At 47.2% G+C, this 18,001-nt stretch carries 19 protein-coding genes and 1 pseudogene; 4 read left to right on the top strand and 16 right to left on the bottom strand.

Going from position 1 to position 18,001, the window contains the following annotated elements; translation table 11 throughout:
- Nucleotides 1-501: 501 nt before the first annotated feature.
- From AC6R10_RS01870 to gap, 8 genes and pseudogenes are all read right to left on the bottom strand, one after another.
- Nucleotides 502-1,054, bottom strand: a pseudogene (locus AC6R10_RS01870) (group II intron maturase-specific domain-containing protein); the annotation flags it as partial.
- 768 nt (nt 1,055-1,822) lie between these two features.
- Nucleotides 1,823-3,415, bottom strand: coding sequence for a chaperonin GroEL (groL, locus tag AC6R10_RS01865; protein WP_500671299.1), 1,593 nt, complete (start codon nt 3,413-3,415; stop codon nt 1,823-1,825).
- Nucleotides 3,416-3,447: 32 nt separating this feature from the next.
- Nucleotides 3,448-3,738, bottom strand: coding sequence for a co-chaperone GroES (locus AC6R10_RS01860; RefSeq protein ID WP_334551057.1), 291 nt, complete (start codon nt 3,736-3,738; stop codon nt 3,448-3,450).
- A gap of 388 nt (nt 3,739-4,126) precedes the next feature.
- Complete coding sequence (locus tag AC6R10_RS01855) at nt 4,127-4,480, bottom strand: hypothetical protein (RefSeq protein ID WP_500629099.1); 354 nt, start codon at nt 4,478-4,480, stop codon at nt 4,127-4,129.
- Between the two features lie 146 nt (nt 4,481-4,626).
- Complete coding sequence (locus AC6R10_RS01850) at nt 4,627-5,619, bottom strand: ChaN family lipoprotein (RefSeq protein WP_500671298.1); 993 nt, start codon at nt 5,617-5,619, stop codon at nt 4,627-4,629.
- Between the two features lie 140 nt (nt 5,620-5,759).
- Nucleotides 5,760-6,581: a 23S rRNA (guanine(745)-N(1))-methyltransferase gene (rlmA, locus tag AC6R10_RS01845; RefSeq protein WP_500638408.1), complete on the bottom strand. Its 822-nt coding sequence runs from the start codon at nt 6,579-6,581 to the stop codon at nt 5,760-5,762.
- Nucleotides 6,582-6,688: 107 nt separating this feature from the next.
- Nucleotides 6,689-7,579, bottom strand: a complete 891-nt coding sequence (locus AC6R10_RS01840) for a D-hexose-6-phosphate mutarotase (protein ID WP_500634172.1) — start codon at nt 7,577-7,579, stop codon at nt 6,689-6,691.
- A 130-nt stretch (nt 7,580-7,709) separates the two neighbouring features.
- The gene (gap, locus tag AC6R10_RS01835) at nt 7,710-8,705 is read right to left on the bottom strand and encodes a type I glyceraldehyde-3-phosphate dehydrogenase (protein ID WP_334551052.1); all 996 of its coding nucleotides are present in this window, start codon (nt 8,703-8,705) and stop codon (nt 7,710-7,712) included.
- Nucleotides 8,706-9,039: 334 nt separating this feature from the next.
- Between gap and msrB the strand changes: the two genes are divergently transcribed.
- The gene (gene msrB, locus AC6R10_RS01830) at nt 9,040-9,441 is read left to right on the top strand and encodes a peptide-methionine (R)-S-oxide reductase MsrB (protein WP_334551050.1); all 402 of its coding nucleotides are present in this window, start codon (nt 9,040-9,042) and stop codon (nt 9,439-9,441) included.
- Nucleotides 9,442-9,533: 92 nt separating this feature from the next.
- On the opposite strand, the gene AC6R10_RS01825 is transcribed toward msrB, so the two are convergent.
- Nucleotides 9,534-10,352: a DUF2989 domain-containing protein gene (locus AC6R10_RS01825; RefSeq protein WP_500631903.1), complete on the bottom strand. Its 819-nt coding sequence runs from the start codon at nt 10,350-10,352 to the stop codon at nt 9,534-9,536.
- A gap of 114 nt (nt 10,353-10,466) precedes the next feature.
- Between AC6R10_RS01825 and AC6R10_RS01820 the strand changes: the two genes are divergently transcribed.
- Nucleotides 10,467-10,751, top strand: coding sequence for a YeaC family protein (locus AC6R10_RS01820; RefSeq protein ID WP_334551047.1), 285 nt, complete (start codon nt 10,467-10,469; stop codon nt 10,749-10,751).
- Nucleotides 10,752-10,767: 16 nt separating this feature from the next.
- Here the strand turns inward: AC6R10_RS01820 and AC6R10_RS01815 are convergent, their stop codons facing one another.
- From AC6R10_RS01815 to AC6R10_RS01800, 4 genes are all read right to left on the bottom strand, one after another.
- Nucleotides 10,768-11,244: a YchJ family metal-binding protein gene (locus AC6R10_RS01815; protein WP_500629095.1), complete on the bottom strand. Its 477-nt coding sequence runs from the start codon at nt 11,242-11,244 to the stop codon at nt 10,768-10,770.
- A 39-nt stretch (nt 11,245-11,283) separates the two neighbouring features.
- The gene (locus AC6R10_RS01810) at nt 11,284-12,492 is read right to left on the bottom strand and encodes an EAL and HDOD domain-containing protein (RefSeq protein WP_500671297.1); all 1,209 of its coding nucleotides are present in this window, start codon (nt 12,490-12,492) and stop codon (nt 11,284-11,286) included.
- Nucleotides 12,493-12,574: 82 nt separating this feature from the next.
- Nucleotides 12,575-13,309, bottom strand: coding sequence for a UDP-2,3-diacylglucosamine diphosphatase (lpxH, locus tag AC6R10_RS01805; protein WP_500657467.1), 735 nt, complete (start codon nt 13,307-13,309; stop codon nt 12,575-12,577).
- Nucleotides 13,310-13,434: 125 nt separating this feature from the next.
- On the bottom strand, nt 13,435-13,929 hold the full coding sequence (locus AC6R10_RS01800; RefSeq protein WP_334551042.1) for a peptidylprolyl isomerase: 495 nt from the start codon (nt 13,927-13,929) through the stop codon (nt 13,435-13,437).
- A gap of 212 nt (nt 13,930-14,141) precedes the next feature.
- Between AC6R10_RS01800 and cysS the strand changes: the two genes are divergently transcribed.
- Both cysS and AC6R10_RS01790 read left to right on the top strand, forming a co-directional pair.
- Nucleotides 14,142-15,524 (top strand): cysteine--tRNA ligase, encoded by a 1,383-nt coding sequence (gene cysS / locus AC6R10_RS01795; RefSeq protein ID WP_500634158.1) that lies wholly within the window; start codon nt 14,142-14,144, stop codon nt 15,522-15,524.
- Between the two features lie 96 nt (nt 15,525-15,620).
- Nucleotides 15,621-16,199: a thymidine kinase gene (locus tag AC6R10_RS01790; protein ID WP_500625810.1), complete on the top strand. Its 579-nt coding sequence runs from the start codon at nt 15,621-15,623 to the stop codon at nt 16,197-16,199.
- Nucleotides 16,200-16,272: 73 nt separating this feature from the next.
- Here the strand turns inward: AC6R10_RS01790 and infA are convergent, their stop codons facing one another.
- From infA to aat, 3 genes are all read right to left on the bottom strand, one after another.
- Nucleotides 16,273-16,491 carry a translation initiation factor IF-1 gene (infA, locus tag AC6R10_RS01785; RefSeq protein WP_001040192.1) on the bottom strand — a complete coding sequence of 73 codons (219 nt, stop codon included), beginning with the start codon at nt 16,489-16,491 and terminating at the stop codon, nt 16,273-16,275.
- An 82-nt stretch (nt 16,492-16,573) separates the two neighbouring features.
- The gene (locus AC6R10_RS01780) at nt 16,574-17,272 is read right to left on the bottom strand and encodes an arginyltransferase (RefSeq protein ID WP_500657469.1); all 699 of its coding nucleotides are present in this window, start codon (nt 17,270-17,272) and stop codon (nt 16,574-16,576) included.
- Between the two features lie 9 nt (nt 17,273-17,281).
- Entirely contained in the window at nt 17,282-17,989 is a 708-nt protein-coding gene (gene aat, locus AC6R10_RS01775; RefSeq protein ID WP_500671296.1) for a leucyl/phenylalanyl-tRNA--protein transferase, read from the bottom strand.
- Nucleotides 17,990-18,001 lie beyond the last annotated feature (12 nt).

Below are 18,001 nucleotides of genomic sequence, written 5' to 3'. Positions count from 1 at the left end.
CCAAAATTTAGAGGCGGAGAACCCCTCCGCCTTCATTACCAAATAATGCTAAAATTACTTAGTTTTCTTTTCCACTGGTTTAAAACAAGTTGGGCGGTCGATATTTGTTGGTGTGGACTTTGGTGTTTGGTATTTCATTTTAATATTCCTTATTAATTAATTTATAACTATTTAATTGTTCTCTTGTTTTTTTGAGAACGTATTTATATTGCTTTTTGTTTAATAGTAGTTCAATAGTAACTTGTATGAAAGTTGACTCACATCACGATATGCATCAATGAGCAGTGCAACGATGTGGTATCGATTCAGGGTTGTAAACATAGGAGGATATAAGTAAGTTTATAATTTGTAGTGAAAACAAAGATAATAACTGGCGACAGATGGCTCTCGCTAAAGCATCTATGTTGAGTAGACGACACCTGATACCAAGTGTCGTCCCTCTAAGAGCCCAGCGCGCAACTTTCACCGCACTGAGCAAGGCACTAATTGGCACCCAGCAACTTATGAAGCAGCGAGAGCAGGATCATGCCAAGAGTTATGGTATTGTTTCTTTGATTTTCTCTTAGCCAAGTATTCTTGATATTGAGGATCAAAAGGCGTAACGGCACTCGTGATTTTCACATGTCTCTCTATGGCACTTTAGCTATTTGAAACAGATTGAACTGACAATCCATATTCATGATCTTCTGCCAACCGTGAAATTGCCATTGACTTTGAAGGTTGATGAAGTATTCAAGGGCGATCCAAGTTCTAGATTTTGTTGGATGACGCTTTTTAGCCCAGAGCCATAATATATGGAATAGCTTGTGGCCTACATATCCGAATACCTGTTTCGCAACGCAGTGTCGATAGTAATTCGGCCAGCCCCTGAGTTTCGGATTTATCAACTTGATTAAAGCGTTGACGGGGATAGTTGCGTGCTTTTTGATGAGTTCGCGCAAGTTACTTAAGAATAGCAGTGTGCTGGATTGCTCGGTTTAATGAGCACTTTCCCTTTGTACTTCCTATGATTCAAACCTAAGAAATCAAAACCACGGCTGATATGGGTAGCGTGTAGTGGGCGATTGATTATGGCCAGTCCGTTAGAGGCTTTGCAATATTAAAAGTAATCCATTAAATACTAATTTAGCAAAGTCATTGAAACGTTTTTGTCCAAAAGTTTCTTACGCGGAGCTATGGTTTTATGTGAGCTATGGTTTTATGAAAGGCTGTATGATGCAAAGGAGGATTGCTTGTATAGCAGAGCGCTGGTTAGCAACAAAATGTCGAGAATTGCTTTGATCGACTTGATGGGATAGTTGAGAATTTCGGGGTGATTTTCTCAGGTTTTTGTTAGAGAAAGGACTTTTTGTTGAGAAAGCCATGAACCCATTGGTATTGCTGGTCTCTCTCATGATTCATAAAAACAAAAATTAATTCTTGGTTAGCCTCAATCATCCTACGCGTGATTAAGCCAATGATTTGTCGTTGAATTGACAACAAGTCCTCGTCTTTAACCTCTTATCCGCCCTCTTTTGTCTCAATGGACCACGGGTTGCTCGGTGCGTGTTGGCGGAGCTAAATCAAAGCGGATGATGAGCAACTGCACGGGTTTTGGCAGTTGATTCATAATAGAGAAAAGTGGACCGGCCGTTTGACTGGGAAAGGTCGTGGTGACGGGCCAAGCCGAAGCGGGGGCTGGGCGGGTGCCACACTCCGCAACGGAGAAATGTATTGATGGCAATGATTTCATCTCTCTTACCTCACAATCCAAAGTGGAAGACAAGCGGGCAACGTCGCCCGCTTGTGTGCACTGACGCTCTAGAGCGCCAGTGAGAGAAGGTTAGGCCTCCTCACTCTCAACGTGGTCTGTGATCATGGCTTCGGTGGTGATCATCAAACCTGCAACTGACGCGGCGAATTGCAAGGCGGAACGGGTCACCTTAGCAGGGTCCAAGATACCCATCTCAATCATATTGCCATATTCACCGGTTGCGGCGTTGTAGCCATAGTCCGCATCGCCTGATTTCACCGCGTTGGCGACAACGGACGCTTCATCTCCGGCGTTAATGGCGATTTGACGAAGTGGCTCTTCCATCGCACGTAGCGCGACACGAATACCGACGTTTTGATCGTCGTTATCACCTTTGAGATCGGCGAGCTCTTTGGCAATCTTGGTCAGCGCGACGCCACCACCTGCCACAATACCTTCCTCAACGGCCGCTCGTGTTGCATGCAGCGCATCATCCACACGATCTTTCTTCTCTTTCATCTCCACTTCAGTGGCAGCGCCAATCTTGATCACTGCCACACCGCCAGAGAGCTTCGCAATGCGTTGCTGGAGTTTCTCTTTATCGTATTGAGACGTTGCCGAAGCCATTTGCGCTTCAATACTTGCCACGCGGTCTTGAATTGCATGGTGCTGTTCATCGCTGCCTACAATGGTCGTCGCGTCTTTGGTGATGGTCACTTTCTTAGCCTGACCAAGCTGCTCCAAGGTGGTCTTTTCAAGCTCTAAGCCAATCTCTTCAGAGATAACCGTACCAGAGGTAAGCACCGCAATGTCTTCCATCATCGCTTTGCGGTTGTCGCCAAAGCCTGGCGCCTTGACAGCGGTTGCGCGAACGATACCACGCATGTTGTTGACGACGAGTGTCGCCAATGCTTCACCTTCGATGTCTTCGGCGATAATCAGCAATGAACGAGAGGCCTTAGCGACTGACTCAAGAATCGGCAGCAGTTCACGAATACTGCTCACTTTCTTATCGACCAGCAAGATGTAAGGATTGTCGAGTTCGACGGTACCTGTGTCTTGATTGGTGATGAAGTACGGCGAGAGATACCCACGGTCAAATTGCATGCCTTCGACAACTGAGAGTTCGTTGATCAGGCCCTGACCTTCTTCAACGGTGATGACGCCGTTGCGGCCGACTTTTTCCATCGCCTGGGCAATGATCTCACCGATAGCGCGATCGCTATTGGCCGAGATACTGCCAACTTGCGTAATCGATTCTTGATCGCTGCAAGGTTTCGCCATATCGCGTAATTTAGCCACAGCGGCTTCCGTCGCTTTGTCGATACCGCGTTTAAGATCCATAGGGTTCATGCCCGAGGCCACCGCTTTTAGCCCTTCATTGATGAAAGATTGCGCCAGTACCGTTGCGGTAGTGGTTCCGTCGCCCGCTTCATCGTTCGCTTTGGATGCTACCTGTTTGACCATTTGAGCACCCATGTTTTCGAATTTATCTTTTAGCTCAATGGCTTTGGCGACAGACACCCCATCTTTGGTGATGGTAGGGGCACCGTAAGACTGATCTAAAACAACATTGCGTCCTTTAGGGCCAAGCGTCACTTTGACCGCATTGGCTAAGACATTGACACCAGTGAGCATTTTTTGACGTGATTCGTTTGCAAATAGTACGTCTTTTGCAGCCATGATTTTCTCCTCAAAAAGATGACAGAACGAGATTATTCGACGATAGCCAACACATCTGACTCACTGAGAATCAGATACTCTTTGCCATCAATCTTTTCTGTTTTCACGCCGTATCCATCATTGAAAATGACGTGATCACCGACTTTGACGTCCATTGACGCGCGGTCACCGTTATCAAGGCGTTTGCCTAAACCCACTGCGATGACTTTTCCGCGCGTGGATTTTTTCACCGATTGAGAAGTTAGTACGATTCCCCCTTCAGATTTGTTTTCCACTTCTTGTCTTTCAACAATCAGCTTGTCATTTAAAGGACGAATATTCATTGGATTTGCCTCCTACTTAGGACAAAAAATAAAAGACACAATATGAGCGATTCCTTCGCGCTCGATGAAAAAATAGGGTCTCTCATGGCAACTTCAAGGGGGAAGTTCGATAAAAGATTTTTATGAAAGTAGCGAGGACAATAAAAAAGCTCACCGAAGTGAGCTTTAAAACTAGGAAGGAGTGGAGCAATGGCTAAGAAACCGGGATGCCCAATTCGGGATGCCCAATTCGGGATGCCCAATCGGGGATGCCTAATCGGGGATGCCTAATCTCTGCAATGCGAAATGATTATGAAGCCACAGCAAGTTCGACAACAAATTGAGATTTTTGTCGTCTCGAATCAAAGGCTTGTTCCCCAACTGATTGAGAGTCGTTTAGCGCTCAATGTTAGATTAGGGCCAGCAAAATGCCGCCAACGGTTGCCGCCGCGGAAAGATATTGCCCCGCAGAATAAGAGCCGTCTTCCTCTTCTTTGATCTTATCTGGGTGATCCATGCCTAGCGCACCGTGGGCGAAAGACTCTACTTTGTCACCGACGGTTTTTTCCGCTTTGTTGGCTTGGCTCTCTTTCTCAATTTCTTGCAATGCGGCAAGCAATGCTTTCCCTTCCTCTGAAAGGGTTACCGTGTTTTGCTCAACTTTTAAAGGTGCAGCGCCTTTATCTGCAACCGAGGTGTTGGCTTGAGGCTTAACCTGCTGGGTTGGTGCCAGCTTCGCTGACTCCATTCCTACTGGGGTCATAGTGTTCTCCTTACTTCATCCTCAAATAACGTATCGGCAGTGTGGTGTAAAACTTGTGCAAAATATGCGTTATTTGTATGAAAAGCCATCAAGCACAAATCATGCCTATTTATCGGTCGCGAGTGCAGGCGTTCAGCTAAGGTCGATTAGGGGGCTTCAGTCGGCTGACACTTGTTGCTCCCATGACGGGTCGACATTTTATGAAACGCCGCCATTTGATTTTCCATTTTGACGAAGCGCACAGGTGGGGCTAAGACGTGCAATGGGTAATCCGTGTTGAGAGGCTGAGGCTCGCTGGCGGCATCGATGATAGATGCGATATCAGACATAGGTGTGATAACCACGACAGAGAGGTTGGGGTTGCGCGCCAAAATAGACGCTTTGGTTCCTAGCCCTTGTTCGGTATGAAACTTCCCTGCGACATGAATGACTTGGTGGCCTGGGTGGTCATTGAGGTATTGGACGATGCTTTCCGCCATGGTTTCATCCCACGTCATTTGAGCAGCGTACTGTTTTTCGGTTTGGGCGGGCTCGCCATGATGCATTGAGGCCATAAATTTGCGTTTGTATGCGGAGTCCTCGGTGTTGATCTTAGCGGCCACGAGGCGGCGCTCATCGTCGGATAGGCTATCAAGGTAGCGTAAACCGACACGGCCCACACAACGTACCGTTGATTTAGGTGCGTTGGCGGCAATGACAGGCCAGTTAAACGTTTTTGCTAGCTCGACTAATGGTCGATAGTCACTTTCATAGTTAGGCCAAGCGTTACCCGATGTGATCAGTGTTTGCTCTCCAATCTCACCGTTAAGGTAGGCGTTGAGATGGGGTTGGGCGTCTCTTGAAAACTGCTCCATCGACAAGGCGGTGTCTCGGCCTTGGCTCGCTATTGCCTTAATAAAATCGGCTTGAAAGCGATGGATAGCGGAATGAGTATGCCATTCACCAATCAAAATAACTTCTGCCTGAGTGAAGGTTTCAGGTAGTGCATTGAGTGACAGGGCTTTTCCCGATGGGTCGTATAGTTGATAGTCATAAAAACTAACGATAGGGGTAGCAGCGCTTGGATCAGAGGCCACTGAGTTTGAACGAGTGGATGGAGAGAGTGACGCTGCGCTGTATGAACAGGCGGTCAGAGTCATACAAGCACTAAAACAAACAAAACGGGTCAATATAAAACGGATCAGCATAAACCGTGGCCTCCTAATGGTCTGCTCGCATACTAAAGGAGGCTCGGGACATTTACAATGCAAATGAGAATTGTTATCTAGTTTGTGCCGGGTTACGCCTGCTTACGATAGATGCGAATCATAAAATCTGCCTCACATTCAAACATAGTGGAGTTTTTCAGTTCGTCACGCAAAGAATCGCTGGCTTTCCAAGCAAATGGGGTCATTTGCAATAGGTCGAACGCATCACCATCGGCGAGGGGGAGGAGGTAGCTGAGCTTTTCTTCCCGCTCAAGGTCGAAGCCTTCAATCGATTCGGCTTCTTCGCTGTGCAGTCGTACATCGTCATAAATTCGCTCTCGCAACTGGTAAAGATGACGTCCTGCTGGCGTGACTGTGATGACCACGCCATTGTCTCGCACGCAGCGTTGCAACTCTTGCGCTTTGCACGGCGCGTAGATGCGTAACACGCCATCGAGTGAGTGGTCGGCAAAGGGTAGGCGGTGGCTTGAAGCAACACTGAAAAGGCAGTTTTGGTAACGTTTCGCGGCATAGCGGATGGCGATTTTGGAAATGTCCAAACCGTATGTGTTTGCTGCTGCGTGTTGTTCGATTAACCGATGTGCTACTTGGGTCGTGTAGTAGCCTTCGCCGCAGCCGATATCAAGCAACTGGTGATCACTACCGACTAAGGCTTCGGCGCATAAGTCGGCAATGCGTTGTCGCAGGGGTTGGTAGTAGGTTTTTTCCAAAAATCGGCGCCGAGCTTGCATCATCTCTTTATTGTCGCCAGGATCTTTTGAACGTTTGTGATGCACAGGCATCAGGTTGACGTAGCCCTCTTTTGCTACGTCGAATGAGTGACGGTTTTCACACGAGTAGCGCTGTTTTTCTTGCGATAAAGGCAGATGACATAAAGGACAGGAGTAAGACATATCGAGCTCTGGGCGATTTCGGGGGCTGTATTTTATCAGCTTAGACGAGCGAATCCCAGAAATAGGGTAGAGCGCCGCTCTACCCTCAACGATGTCACGTAAAGGCGCTATTTATTCGCGCTGGAGAGTACGGTGACCAGTTGGTGAGTCTCACCTGGCTCAAGACGTTTACCGGTGTCTAGAGAGGTCGCATGCAGGGTCGACTCGACACACAAAAAGTGCTGATAGCCGCTGTCTTGCATGTCGGCCATCGCCGCCGCGCCTTGCTGCCAAGGGTTCCAAAGGACAGCGGAATTGTGGCCTTGGTTCTCAACGGTAAGTGTGCGATGAAAGACTGGGTCTTCCACATTGATTTGGGGCTCAGGCTTGGTATAGACGCGATCGATGGTGTCGGTCAACTGTAACACGTCACCGCCTTGGCATACTTTCCCGTCTTGAAGGCTATCGATGTACGCTGCGCCCATACCTGTTGTCTGGACTTGGGTAATATCACCTACGTTGAGGTAGGTATGCAGCGCACCGGAGAAGGTCCATGCTTGATCATCAATATTGATAACCTTGAGGGTGACGCTCAGTGTTTCGCCAATCTCAATCAAAAGTCGGGCCTCAAACATATATGGCCAGATGTCGTGGGTCTCTTCACTTGAGAAAAGGGCCAGCTCAACGATGACACCGTTTTCATTTTCTCGATGCTCGACCAATTCCCATTCGCTCGTACGAGCAAAGCCGTGTGCTGGGGCCGCAATGCGTCCAAACCATGGCCAGCAGACCGGGATGCCACCGCGCAGAGCGGCCTTACCATCAAAGACCGCTTGCTCACTCATCCAAATGAGATCTTCTTGGCCTTGAGGTTTGAATGAAATGACATGACCACCATGCAGGGCAATACCGGCGCTGGCTTTGTCATGGATGATACGAATCACCTTTACTTGGTCGACTTCGACAATCGTGACACTGTCAGACAAGACAGTCAGGGCAGGGAGCGTTAATAAGTCCATGTAAGTTTCCTGTGCCATAGAGAGCAGGCGTGTCGCCATTAATGAGCTCTCAAATTTCAGATACAAAAAAGGCGACTCAAGAGCCGCCTTTTATAAAATTCTGCGCTAAACGCTTATCTCAAAGTGATGATTACTTAGAGATGTGAGCGATTAGGTCTAGAACTTTGTTTGAGTAACCGATTTCGTTGTCGTACCAAGATACAACTTTAACGAATTTGTCAGTTAGCGCGATACCTGCTTTAGCATCGAATACTGAAGTGCAAACTTCGCCGATGAAGTCTTGAGAAACTACTTGGTCTTCAGTGTAGCCTAGAACGCCTTTTAGTTCGCCTTCAGACGCTTCTTTCATCGCTTTACAGATGTCTTCGTAAGAAGCACCGTTTACTAGGTTAACAGTTAGGTCAACAACAGAAACGTTAGCTGTTGGTACGCGGAAAGCCATACCAGTTAGTTTGCCGTTTACTTCTGGAAGTACAACGCCTACAGCTTTAGCAGCACCAGTTGATGATGGGATGATGTTTTGAGAAGCACCACGGCCACCGCGCCAGTCTTTAGCAGAAGGACCGTCAACAGTTTTTTGAGTTGCAGTTGTTGCGTGAACTGTAGTCATAAGACCAGATTCGATACCGAACTTGTCGTTAAGAACTTTAGCGATAGGTGCTAGACAGTTAGTCGTACAAGAAGCGTTAGAAACGATGTCTTGACCAGCGTAAGTGTCGAAGTTTACGCCGTTAACGAACATTGGAGTTGCGTCTTTAGAAGGACCAGTTAGTACAACTTTCTTCGCGCCAGCAGTGATGTGCTTACGTGCAGTCTCGTCAGTTAGGAAAAGACCTGTTGCTTCAGCAACAACGTCAACACCGATTTCGTCCCATTTTAGGTCTTCTGGGTTGCGCTCTGCAGTTACACGTACAGTTTTGCCGTTAACGATTAGGTTACCGCCTTCAACTTCAACAGTACCGTTGAAACGGCCGTGAGTTGAGTCGTACTTCAGCATGTATGCCATGTAATCTACATCGATAAGGTCGTTAATACCTACAACTTCGATGTCGTTGCGCTCTTGCGCTGCACGGAATACGAAACGACCGATACGGCCAAAACCGTTAATACCTACTTTGATAGTCATTATAGTTGCTCCACAACTTAATTTCTGATTAAAGATAACTGGTAGTAAAATTACAAAACCCAGTCAAAATCTGCAACCGATAATCGGACTTAACTTGTTTAATGTCAAAAAAAAGTGTCGCTTTTTTTCACAATTAAACGCGAGTGGTTGTTTTTTGAACGGATAGTGGAGTTTATACCTAACCAGTTGATGTAAAATGCGTTGAAGACTTGAACTGCTGCTTAAAGTTTAGCCATTCTGTTATGGTTTCAAAGTATGTGCTACAAAGGTTAAACTGCGCAAGTTTTTCAACAAAAAAGTCACAAATAAAAATGAGAATGTGGAGAATAAGTCAGTGAAACAACATAGCGAAAAAGTCACCAAGCCTGATGAATACTGGCGTGAGAAGCTATCGGATGAAGAGTATCGAGTATGCAGACAGCAGGGCACTGAGGCACCATTCTCCGGTAAATTGCTGCACAATAAAGAGACGGGAATCTACGCGTGTACCTGTTGTGACGCTCCGCTGTTTCGTTCAGATAACAAATACGATTCCGGTTGTGGCTGGCCAAGTTTCGATGCGCCGATCAATGACGATGCGATTCGTTACTTAGAGGATCTGAGCCACGGAATGGTGCGGACAGAGATTCGCTGTGCACGTTGTGATAGCCATTTAGGTCATGTATTTGAAGATGGACCACAAACCACCGGTGAGCGTTTCTGTGTTAACTCGGTGTCGTTAGTTTTCAACAATTGATGGCAAGGCAGCGTTAAACGCTGTGTGTGTTGTTACTCACTTTCAAATTGAACCCATTCAATTCAAAGTGAGTAACCACTAAAAACCTAAGGCTAATCAAGCCCTTCGAGTTGTTGGCGCTGAAATTTCCCGGCCCGAATCGCATCTTCAATATCGTCTGCAAACGCATCCAACTGACGATATTTGTCCTTATCAAAACCGTACAGCAATTGCAGCTCCTTCTCGGAAGCGATCGGCACATCAAAGGCTTTCGCTACCATCGCCCAAACGTACGCTTGTTCGCGTTGATGGGTTTGATAGTGAATACTGGCAAGTGATTTCAATATTTCAACGTTGACAGGCGAGCGCTTGGTCAGCTCCAACGCGTGCTTAAGCAATGCGATGGTTTTTTCTTGGTCACGACCCGTATAAAACGTGGCTAATGCATATTGCATTTCTGCGCTTTCAAGCTGAGGTGACCCTTCCATTTGAAGAAAGGCGCGGCGGGCAGAATCACTCCCAGTGCGACTCCAGAGAAAGTAGAGGGCTTGTGGGCTGGTGGATTCAGAGAGCTTTTTCACTAGCGCTTCGAGATCCTTACCCGAGTTGACCAGTGCTTCAAAACGCCGCTGTTTCAGGTTGGATTGATCAATGGGTTGGATCTGAGAGGCTAGCTCTAGACACTTTTTATACTCTGACAGCAAATTGTATTCTTTGATGAGATTTGGGTCTGTTGGGTCCTTAAAGACTTCAAAGCGGTGCCAAATGAGATCGGTACGAGGAACGCGACATTGGCCATCATCCATATTCAGGCGTTCGCAACGAAGTTCCGGTGTGTCTTTACACAGTTGGTCGGTATTTTTTCGAACTTCAAAGCAGCCCGTGAGTGTGGCCGCTAGCCCTATCAATACCAGTGTGATAAGTCGATTCATACGAAGTTTGCTTGTGATCCGTTACACTTATTCTTAGCCGTTATCTTGACGCCTTCATTGAGGCGGTTAATGTCAGGGCCTTAACAAAAAACAACAGAAACCAAAGGATACGTCATGGACGCAGAGCAGTTGATTAATTCAATTACACCAGAAGCTTACGAGCGTCTCCTCTATGCAGTTGAGACGGGTAAGTGGCCTGAGGGTACACCACTTTCGCAGCAGCAGCGAGATTCTTGCATGCAAGCTGTGATGTTGTATCAGTCTAAGCATAATGTAGAAGCGCAACATATGACAGTTGCGCAGGGTGGTGAGATCAGTTTTAAGTCAAAATCTGAGCTAAAAAAACAGTTTCAAGCAGAACAAGACGACATTTTGCGAGTGAACCCGAATAAATCTTAGTCTCTGATTTTATTCGTTATCCGCAGCATTTTTTAAATTTCTTCCCGCTTTGACATGGGCAAGGATCGTTGCGACCAACCTTGGCCTGATTCGCTTGTGGGAATTCTCCATCGATGTAGTACCACAAGCCATTTTCACGGACAAATCGAGATCGCTCTTCAAGGCATAAGGTCTGTGTTGAGCGACCTTGCTCGGCAGAGAAATACGCCTTGAAGGTGACGAAACCCTCATCATGATGCTCGCCCGGCGCGGTGGATACCACTTCAAGGCCGCACCAGTCGCTCGCGATTGAATCTGCGATGGCATCGCGTTCTTTCTCCGCTTCGCACGAAGGGTGATAGGTGGCGACAACAAAATCAACCAGACCTTTGACATGGGCGCTGTAGCGAGCGCGCATGAGTTGCTCTGGTGTATGGGCATTCTGATGATGTTGATGAATCGGCAGGCAGCAAGACTCATAAGTCTGCTGACTTTCACAAGGACATAAAGACATCCAATCTCCGCTTTTTACTTATATCAGGGACAATCAGGGTTAATTAGACAGTAAATCTGCCGTCCATTGTACCGATTCATCGTAGCATTCACTAACGACTTCTTTCTCAAGGCCGAGCTGTTGACAGAGTTCAGCGGCTTCGTCCCATTGTGCGTGTTCATAGGCGATGACAAGCTTGAGCAACACCCCAAGCGTCCCTTCACCATCAGTGAGTGCATGCTTGACGGCTTCATCAATGGGGATTTCCGCCACGATTTGTTCTAACGGTCTGTCGAGTAAACTGTCGAGCAGCGAAAACATACCCGTAAGAAACGCTTGGCCAGAGGCGAGCTTCTCCTCGAGCTTCGCCGCGACTAATTCGCAGTAGCGTGCGCGCTGAATGGACAACCCGTAAAGGTACTCGGGTTTGGAGTCTTGGGAGGAGGCGAGCGCCACCAAGGAGACAAATTTACGCAATCTATCTTCACCCAGGTAAATCAGCGCTTGTTTAAATGACTGAATCTTGGTGCTGACAATCGAAGACGAGTTGACGTGCGTGAGCAATTTATACGAGAGCGAGACGTCTTTACTCACCAAGGTTTCAATCCGCTGATAATCGATGTCGGATTTTGCAATCTCACTGAGCAGTTGCACTATGGTCATGAAGGAAGGTTCGATCGATTTGCGCTGCAAGATCTCGGGTTTACTAAAAAAGTAACCTTGGAAATAGTCAAAACCTGCTTCAAGCGCGTGACTAAACTCCTCATACGTCTCGACTTTCTCGGCTAAAAACTGGATTTTGCTGCCTTGTAACTTGCGAATGAACAGTCGCGCTTTTTCAATCGGGACGACACGGATATCAAATTTGATGATCGAGACATACGGCAAAAAGGCTTTCCATTCAGGGGAAGGCACAAAATCATCCAGCGCAATTTTATAACCGAGTTTAGACATCTCTCTGACCGCCTCGAGTAGCTCGGGCGTCGGCAGGCAGTCTTCCAAAATTTCAACCACTAGGCTCGCCGACGGAAATAGAGTCGGCACGCGATTGATCAAGCTTTGATAAGGGAAATTCACAAAGCCAACTTTGTCACCCAATGTCGAGTAGTGGGTGGACATAAAATGATCAGACAGCAAACGACTCGTTGCCAGCTCAGGGTCGATTTCTGGAAACGTGTTTTTAGGGCCATCACGAAACAGCAGCTCATAGCCAATGGTATGTTTGTGCCGATCTAAGATAGGTTGGCGTGCAATGTATGAGGTTTTCAAAGTAGCAGTCTAACTTCAACGTGTTACCGAACATTGAAATTAAGTATAGGCACAATTTATTGAAAAATCTGGTACTTATTTGTCAATTTGTTGATAGGAATGCACGATTTTGTAGGTCGTATCCTGTTTTATCAACCACTAAGACCGATCCTTGTGTGTACCAATCCCCTAATACGACGCGATGCAGGGTTTTTCCGTTACTGATAAAACGGTGAATATTCGGGCGATGAGTGTGGCCATGAATCATGAGCTCAACATGGTGTTTATTCATCACGCTCTCCACTTCTTGCTGATTGACATCCATGATCTCAAGGGATTTGGTCTGCTTATCTGCACTGATGTCTGTTTGTACCTTGGCGACGATCTTCTGCTTGATGAACATCGGGATACGATTGAACACCCATTGTAGCCAAGGCTGATGAACTTTTTTTCGGTACTCAAGATAGCTGACATCGTCAGTGCACAGCGTATCACCGTGTAGAATCACGGTGGGCTGACCATACAAATCAATGACGGTCTCATCCCCGAGTAAGGTGACTCCGGTTTGCTTTGCAAAGCGCTTACCGACCAAAAAATCACGATTCCCCTGGGTAAAATAGCAAGGCACACCAGAGCGTGTTAAGCGGCGAAACTCGTCACGAATAGTTTGCGCGAATTTAGACTTATCGTCATCTCCCACCCAAAATTCGAACAAATCACCCAAGACATATAAGGCGTCGGCTTGGCTGGCTTCTTCGCGCATAAAGCGAATAAAACACGCGGTGATCTCGTGCGTTGAAGGGGAGAGATGCAGATCGGAAATAAACAGAGTGGTCATAAAGCAATCAGAGTTCAGGCGAGCCCAGTGGGCAGAAAGGGTAGGGCAAAACAATCACAGGTTTAGGGTAAAAGCGCCCAATATAGGAAAAAAGAGCTGCATTAGGCAGCTCTTCTTTGGATAGATTACTCTTCGATCGTTGTGCCAGTGATCACAACATCTTCAAGCGGTACATCTTGGTGCATGCCGTAAGAACCTGTGCTGACACCTTTGATCTGGTTAACAACGTCCATACCTTCAACGACTTCAGCGAAGACACAGTAACCCCAACCGTCAAGACTTTCACTGCGGAAGTCTAGGAAGGTGTTGTTGTTTACGTTGATGAAGAACTGAGAGCTTGCAGAGTGCGGCTCCATGGTACGTGCCATTGCTAATGTACCCACTTTGTTGCTTAGGCCGTTGTTTGCTTCATTTTTGATAGGAGCACGAGTAGCCTTTTCGCGAAGACCAGACTCCATGCCACCGCCTTGAATCATGAAACCGTCGATAACGCGGTGAAATAGCGTGTTATCGTAGAAACCGTCGCGGCAGTATTGAAGGAAGTTTGCGCTGGTTTCCGGTGCTTTCTCTTCGTTTAGCTGAATTTTGATGTCACCAAAATTAGTGTGAAGGGTGATCATGATTATGTCCTTTCGGTCGATTTTCTATGTGAAGGCAAGATTCTAACGTAAGTTTTACGACTTTCCTACGTCCAAAGTCAGTCGTGTTGTTCACGTACTGGCCCTTTGTCACAAGGATAGTCGGTTTTTCGCCGAGTTAGGGATGACTTCGCCAAGCAGGACTTGATATACTGCTCCACTATTTTGTTTCACTCATTTATTAGATAGAGATCATGTTAAAGATATATAACACACTCACAAGACAGAAAGAGGAATTCAAACCCATCACCGCTGGCAAAGTCGGCATGTATGTCTGTGGCGTCACCATCTACGATCTCTGTCATATTGGTCATGGCCGTACGTTTGTGTCTTTTGATGTGGTCTCACGTTACCTACGCTACCTAGGCTACGATCTCACGTTCGTGCGCAACATTACTGACATTGATGACAAAATCATCAAACGTGCAAATGAAAACGGTGAGAGCTGTGATGCGCTGACAGAACGTCTTATCGGTGAGATGTACGCTGACTTTGATGCTTTGAATATGAAGCGCCCAGATGTTGAACCTCGCGCGACTCAATTTATCCCTGAAATCATCGCCTTGGTTGAAAAACTGATCGAGCGTGGTTTTGCCTATGTGGCCGATAATGGCGACGTGATGTTTGAAGTGGGCAAATTTGACGAATACGGTAAGTTGTCAAAACAGGATTTGGATCAGCTGCAAGCTGGTGCGCGCGTTGATGTGGAAAGCGCAAAACGCAGCCCGCTTGATTTCGTGTTGTGGAAAATGTCGAAGCCGGGTGAGCCAACGTGGGAGTCACCATGGGGCCCGGGCCGTCCTGGCTGGCACATTGAGTGTTCGGCAATGAACTCGTCGATCTTGGGCAATCACTTTGACATTCACGGTGGTGGTTCCGATCTGCAGTTCCCACACCATGAAAATGAAATCGCACAATCTTGCTGCGCACACGGGACACAATACGTGAACACCTGGATGCACAGTGGCATGGTCATGGTCGACAAAGAAAAAATGTCCAAGTCGCTGGGTAACTTCTTTACTATCCGTGATGTGTTGGGTCATTACGATGCAGAAACCGTGCGTTACTTCTTAATGTCGGGTCACTACCGCAGTCAGTTGAACTATAGCGAAGAGAACCTTAACCAAGCGCGTGCGTCGCTTGAGCGTTTGTACACAGCGCTACGTGGCTTGGATCTGTCGGCCTCCGCATCGGGCGGGCAGCAGTACATCACTCGCTTTACCGAAGCGATGAACGACGATTTCAATACGCCGGAAGCCTATTCAGTGCTCTTTGATATGGCGCGTGACATCAATCGCTTGAAGAACGAAGACATCAATGCCGCGAACGGTTTAGGTGTCCTGATGCGCGAATTGGCAGACATCATCGGCATTCTTGGTCAAGATCCCGAAGCTTTCCTAAAAGGCGACGCGGGCAATGACGACGAAGTGGCCGAGATTGAAGCGCTTATCAAACTGCGTAACGACAGTCGCGCCGCTAAAGATTGGGCAAACGCGGACATGGCGCGAGACAAACTGACCGATATGGGTATCGTTTTGGAAGATGGCCCAGAAGGGACCACCTGGCGTCGTAAATAATTTTAACTTAAGGGCTGACTTTTCAGCCCTTTTTGTCATTTTAATCGGCCGCATTGAGTATGCTCATGTTGCCACTTTTGCTACAGGTAACCTTTCGTGGCTCAGATGTACTTCTACTACTCTGCGATGAATGCAGGGAAATCCACCACACTACTTCAATCGTCTTTTAACTATCAAGAGCGTGGTATGACGCCGGTGATTTTTACCGCAGCGTTAGATGACCGTTACGGCATCGGTAAAGTTAGCTCTCGTATCGGCTTGCAATCTGACGCGCAGCTGTTTCGCGCTGAGACGGATCTCTTTGCAGAGATCAAAGCGCTGAACGAACAACAAAAGCGTCACTGTATCTTGGTCGATGAATGTCAGTTTCTCACTAAAGAGCAAGTTTACCAGTTGACCGAAGTTGTGGATAAACTGCATATTCCTGTGCTCTGTTATGGTCTAAGAACCGATTTTCTTGGTGAGCTATTTGAAGGAAGTAAGTATTTACTCTCTTGGGCAGATAAGCTGATTGAACTGAAAACGATTTGTCACTGTGGAAGAAAAGCCAACATGGTGATTCGCACCGATGAAGAGGGCAACGCCATCGCTCACGGTGATCAGGTGGCCATCGGGGGCAACGACAAATACGTGTCGGTGTGTCGTGAGCACTACAAAGAAGCGCTGGGTAAATAAAGTTTTTCAGTGATTCAGCAACAAAAAAGCGGAGCCTAGCTCCGCTTTTTTGTTGCTGTCTGATAATCAAAGATTAACGAGCACGGAAGACGATGCGACCTTTTGATAGATCGTATGGAGTCATCTCTACAGTTACTTTGTCACCAGTAAGAATACGGATGTAGTTCTTACGCATTTTACCAGAGATGTGAGCAGTCACGACGTGGCCGTTTTCTAGTTCAACACGGAACATTGTGTTTGGTAGAGTATCAAGGACCGTGCCTTGCATCTCAATTACGTCTTCTTTAGCCATTTAATCCTCTTTTAAAAAAATGGGCGATTTTCAGCGGCGAGAAAGGCCGATAAAAATGAATTAAGTAAAGTTGGGGCGTATTCTACCCTTGCCAACGCTGATTTACTAGCCTTTGATGACGCGCAAATCGGACTTTATAGTTCATAGCCGGGCATTCATCGATTTGATAGCCAAGATAGAGCCACTGTTTTCCAGCGTTCTGACAATAGGTGATTTGCAGCAAGACCGCTAAGGTGCCTAAGGATAAATCGATGTCTGGGTCGAAGAAGGTATAAAACGCACTGGCACTATTGGAGAGAATATCGGTGACCGCGACCGCAATTAAACGCTCGCCATCATAGAGGTGTAAATATTGGGTGTTGAGCCAGTTGCAACGTGAAAATTGAGCAAACTCGTTTTTCTTTGGCGGATACATACTGCCTTGGTGGTGACGAGCGATGATGTAGCGTGAGTAGAGATCAAACCAATCCTCATCTAAGGTCTCTTTGAGTTGCCAAGTCAGGTGGCGTGATTTGGCCAAGAGACGCTTTTGACTCTTGCTTGGTACGAAGTCGGGCAGTGATACTCGCAGCGCCTGACAAGATTGGCAATGGTCACAGTGCGGTTTGTAGATGGTGTCGCCGCTACGGCGAAACCCATTGGCCAGCAGCACCTCGTAACTAGAAGCGCTGTGCATTTTAGGGTCGAGTGCAACGGCCACGCGCTCTTGCCTCTCCTTGAGGTAACTGCATGGGTGACTATCGGTTAATCCAATTCGAATCTGCTGTAAATCAGAGCTCATCCACGTTCTCTATTCATCGGCTAAGATTTGCTGAGCAAAACAGCCTAGTTTGACGCTTTGTGCTTTTAATAATAGCAGTTGTTGCATAAAGTCCTCTCTTTCTATCTCCTTTGCGCCCAATGAGTCAAGGTGCGGATTCATCACCTGGCAGTCAATGAGCTGGCCATCATGACGGGCAAAGTGGCGACAAAAATACCAAAGCGCCACTTTGGAGGCGTTGGGTTTGAGGCTAAACATCGACTCACCACAAAACAGTTGGCCAACGCTGACGCCATAGAGACCGCCAATCAAGGTCTCGTCTTGCCACACTTCGACCGAATGGACGCGCCCTTTCTTGGCCAACCTCTTATACGTGTCACGCATCTCTTCGTTCAACCATGTCTCATCGGCAGGGCGAACACTGGCGCAATAGTCGATCACTTGTGCGGTCGCCTTGTTTATACTCACAGAGTAACGCTGTTTTTTTTGAAACTTCTTGAGACTTTTTGCCGGGGCAAAGGTCTTAGGATAAAAGACCGCCCTCGGTGCTGGGCTCCACCACAAGATGGGTTCACCTGGCCCAAACCAGGGGAAGATGCCGTGCTGATAAGCCAGTTCAACGCGCTCTGGTGAGAGATCGCCGCCAAAGGCGAGTAGGCCGTTGGGCTCTTCTAACGCCTCAAATGGAGACGGAAAGCTCAGCGTTTGTGGGTCTAACTCAGTCAAATATATCGTCATAATCGAAGAGGA

The sequence above is a fragment of the Vibrio sp. R12-SG2-ISO1 genome (genome assembly GCF_059834045.1).
Note: the sequence above shows the minus strand (reverse complement) of the source record. Positions and strands in the feature narration are given on the sequence as shown.

What these genes read in the sequence shown, in the direction of transcription:
- groL (WP_500671299.1), bottom strand. Translation starts at nt 3,415, where the DNA reads ATGGCTGCAAAAGACGTACTATTTGCAAACGAATCACGTCAAAAAATG.
- AC6R10_RS01860 (WP_334551057.1), bottom strand. Translation starts at nt 3,738, where the DNA reads ATGAATATTCGTCCTTTAAATGACAAGCTGATTGTTGAAAGACAAGAA.
- AC6R10_RS01855 (WP_500629099.1), bottom strand. Translation starts at nt 4,480, where the DNA reads ATGACCCCAGTAGGAATGGAGTCAGCGAAGCTGGCACCAACCCAGCAG.
- AC6R10_RS01850 (WP_500671298.1), bottom strand. Translation starts at nt 5,619, where the DNA reads ATGACTCTGACCGCCTGTTCATACAGCGCAGCGTCACTCTCTCCATCC.
- rlmA (WP_500638408.1), bottom strand. Translation starts at nt 6,581, where the DNA reads ATGTCTTACTCCTGTCCTTTATGTCATCTGCCTTTATCGCAAGAAAAA.
- AC6R10_RS01840 (WP_500634172.1), bottom strand. Translation starts at nt 7,579, where the DNA reads ATGGACTTATTAACGCTCCCTGCCCTGACTGTCTTGTCTGACAGTGTC.
- gap (WP_334551052.1), bottom strand. Translation starts at nt 8,705, where the DNA reads ATGACTATCAAAGTAGGTATTAACGGTTTTGGCCGTATCGGTCGTTTC.
- AC6R10_RS01825 (WP_500631903.1), bottom strand. Translation starts at nt 10,352, where the DNA reads ATGAATCGACTTATCACACTGGTATTGATAGGGCTAGCGGCCACACTC.
- AC6R10_RS01820 (WP_334551047.1), top strand. Translation starts at nt 10,467, where the DNA reads ATGGACGCAGAGCAGTTGATTAATTCAATTACACCAGAAGCTTACGAG.
- AC6R10_RS01815 (WP_500629095.1), bottom strand. Translation starts at nt 11,244, where the DNA reads ATGTCTTTATGTCCTTGTGAAAGTCAGCAGACTTATGAGTCTTGCTGC.
- lpxH (WP_500657467.1), bottom strand. Translation starts at nt 13,309, where the DNA reads ATGACCACTCTGTTTATTTCCGATCTGCATCTCTCCCCTTCAACGCAC.
- AC6R10_RS01800 (WP_334551042.1), bottom strand. Translation starts at nt 13,929, where the DNA reads ATGATCACCCTTCACACTAATTTTGGTGACATCAAAATTCAGCTAAAC.
- cysS (WP_500634158.1), top strand. Translation starts at nt 14,142, where the DNA reads ATGTTAAAGATATATAACACACTCACAAGACAGAAAGAGGAATTCAAA.
- infA (WP_001040192.1), bottom strand. Translation starts at nt 16,491, where the DNA reads ATGGCTAAAGAAGACGTAATTGAGATGCAAGGCACGGTCCTTGATACT.
- AC6R10_RS01780 (WP_500657469.1), bottom strand. Translation starts at nt 17,272, where the DNA reads ATGAGCTCTGATTTACAGCAGATTCGAATTGGATTAACCGATAGTCAC.
- aat (WP_500671296.1), bottom strand. Translation starts at nt 17,989, where the DNA reads ATGACGATATATTTGACTGAGTTAGACCCACAAACGCTGAGCTTTCCG.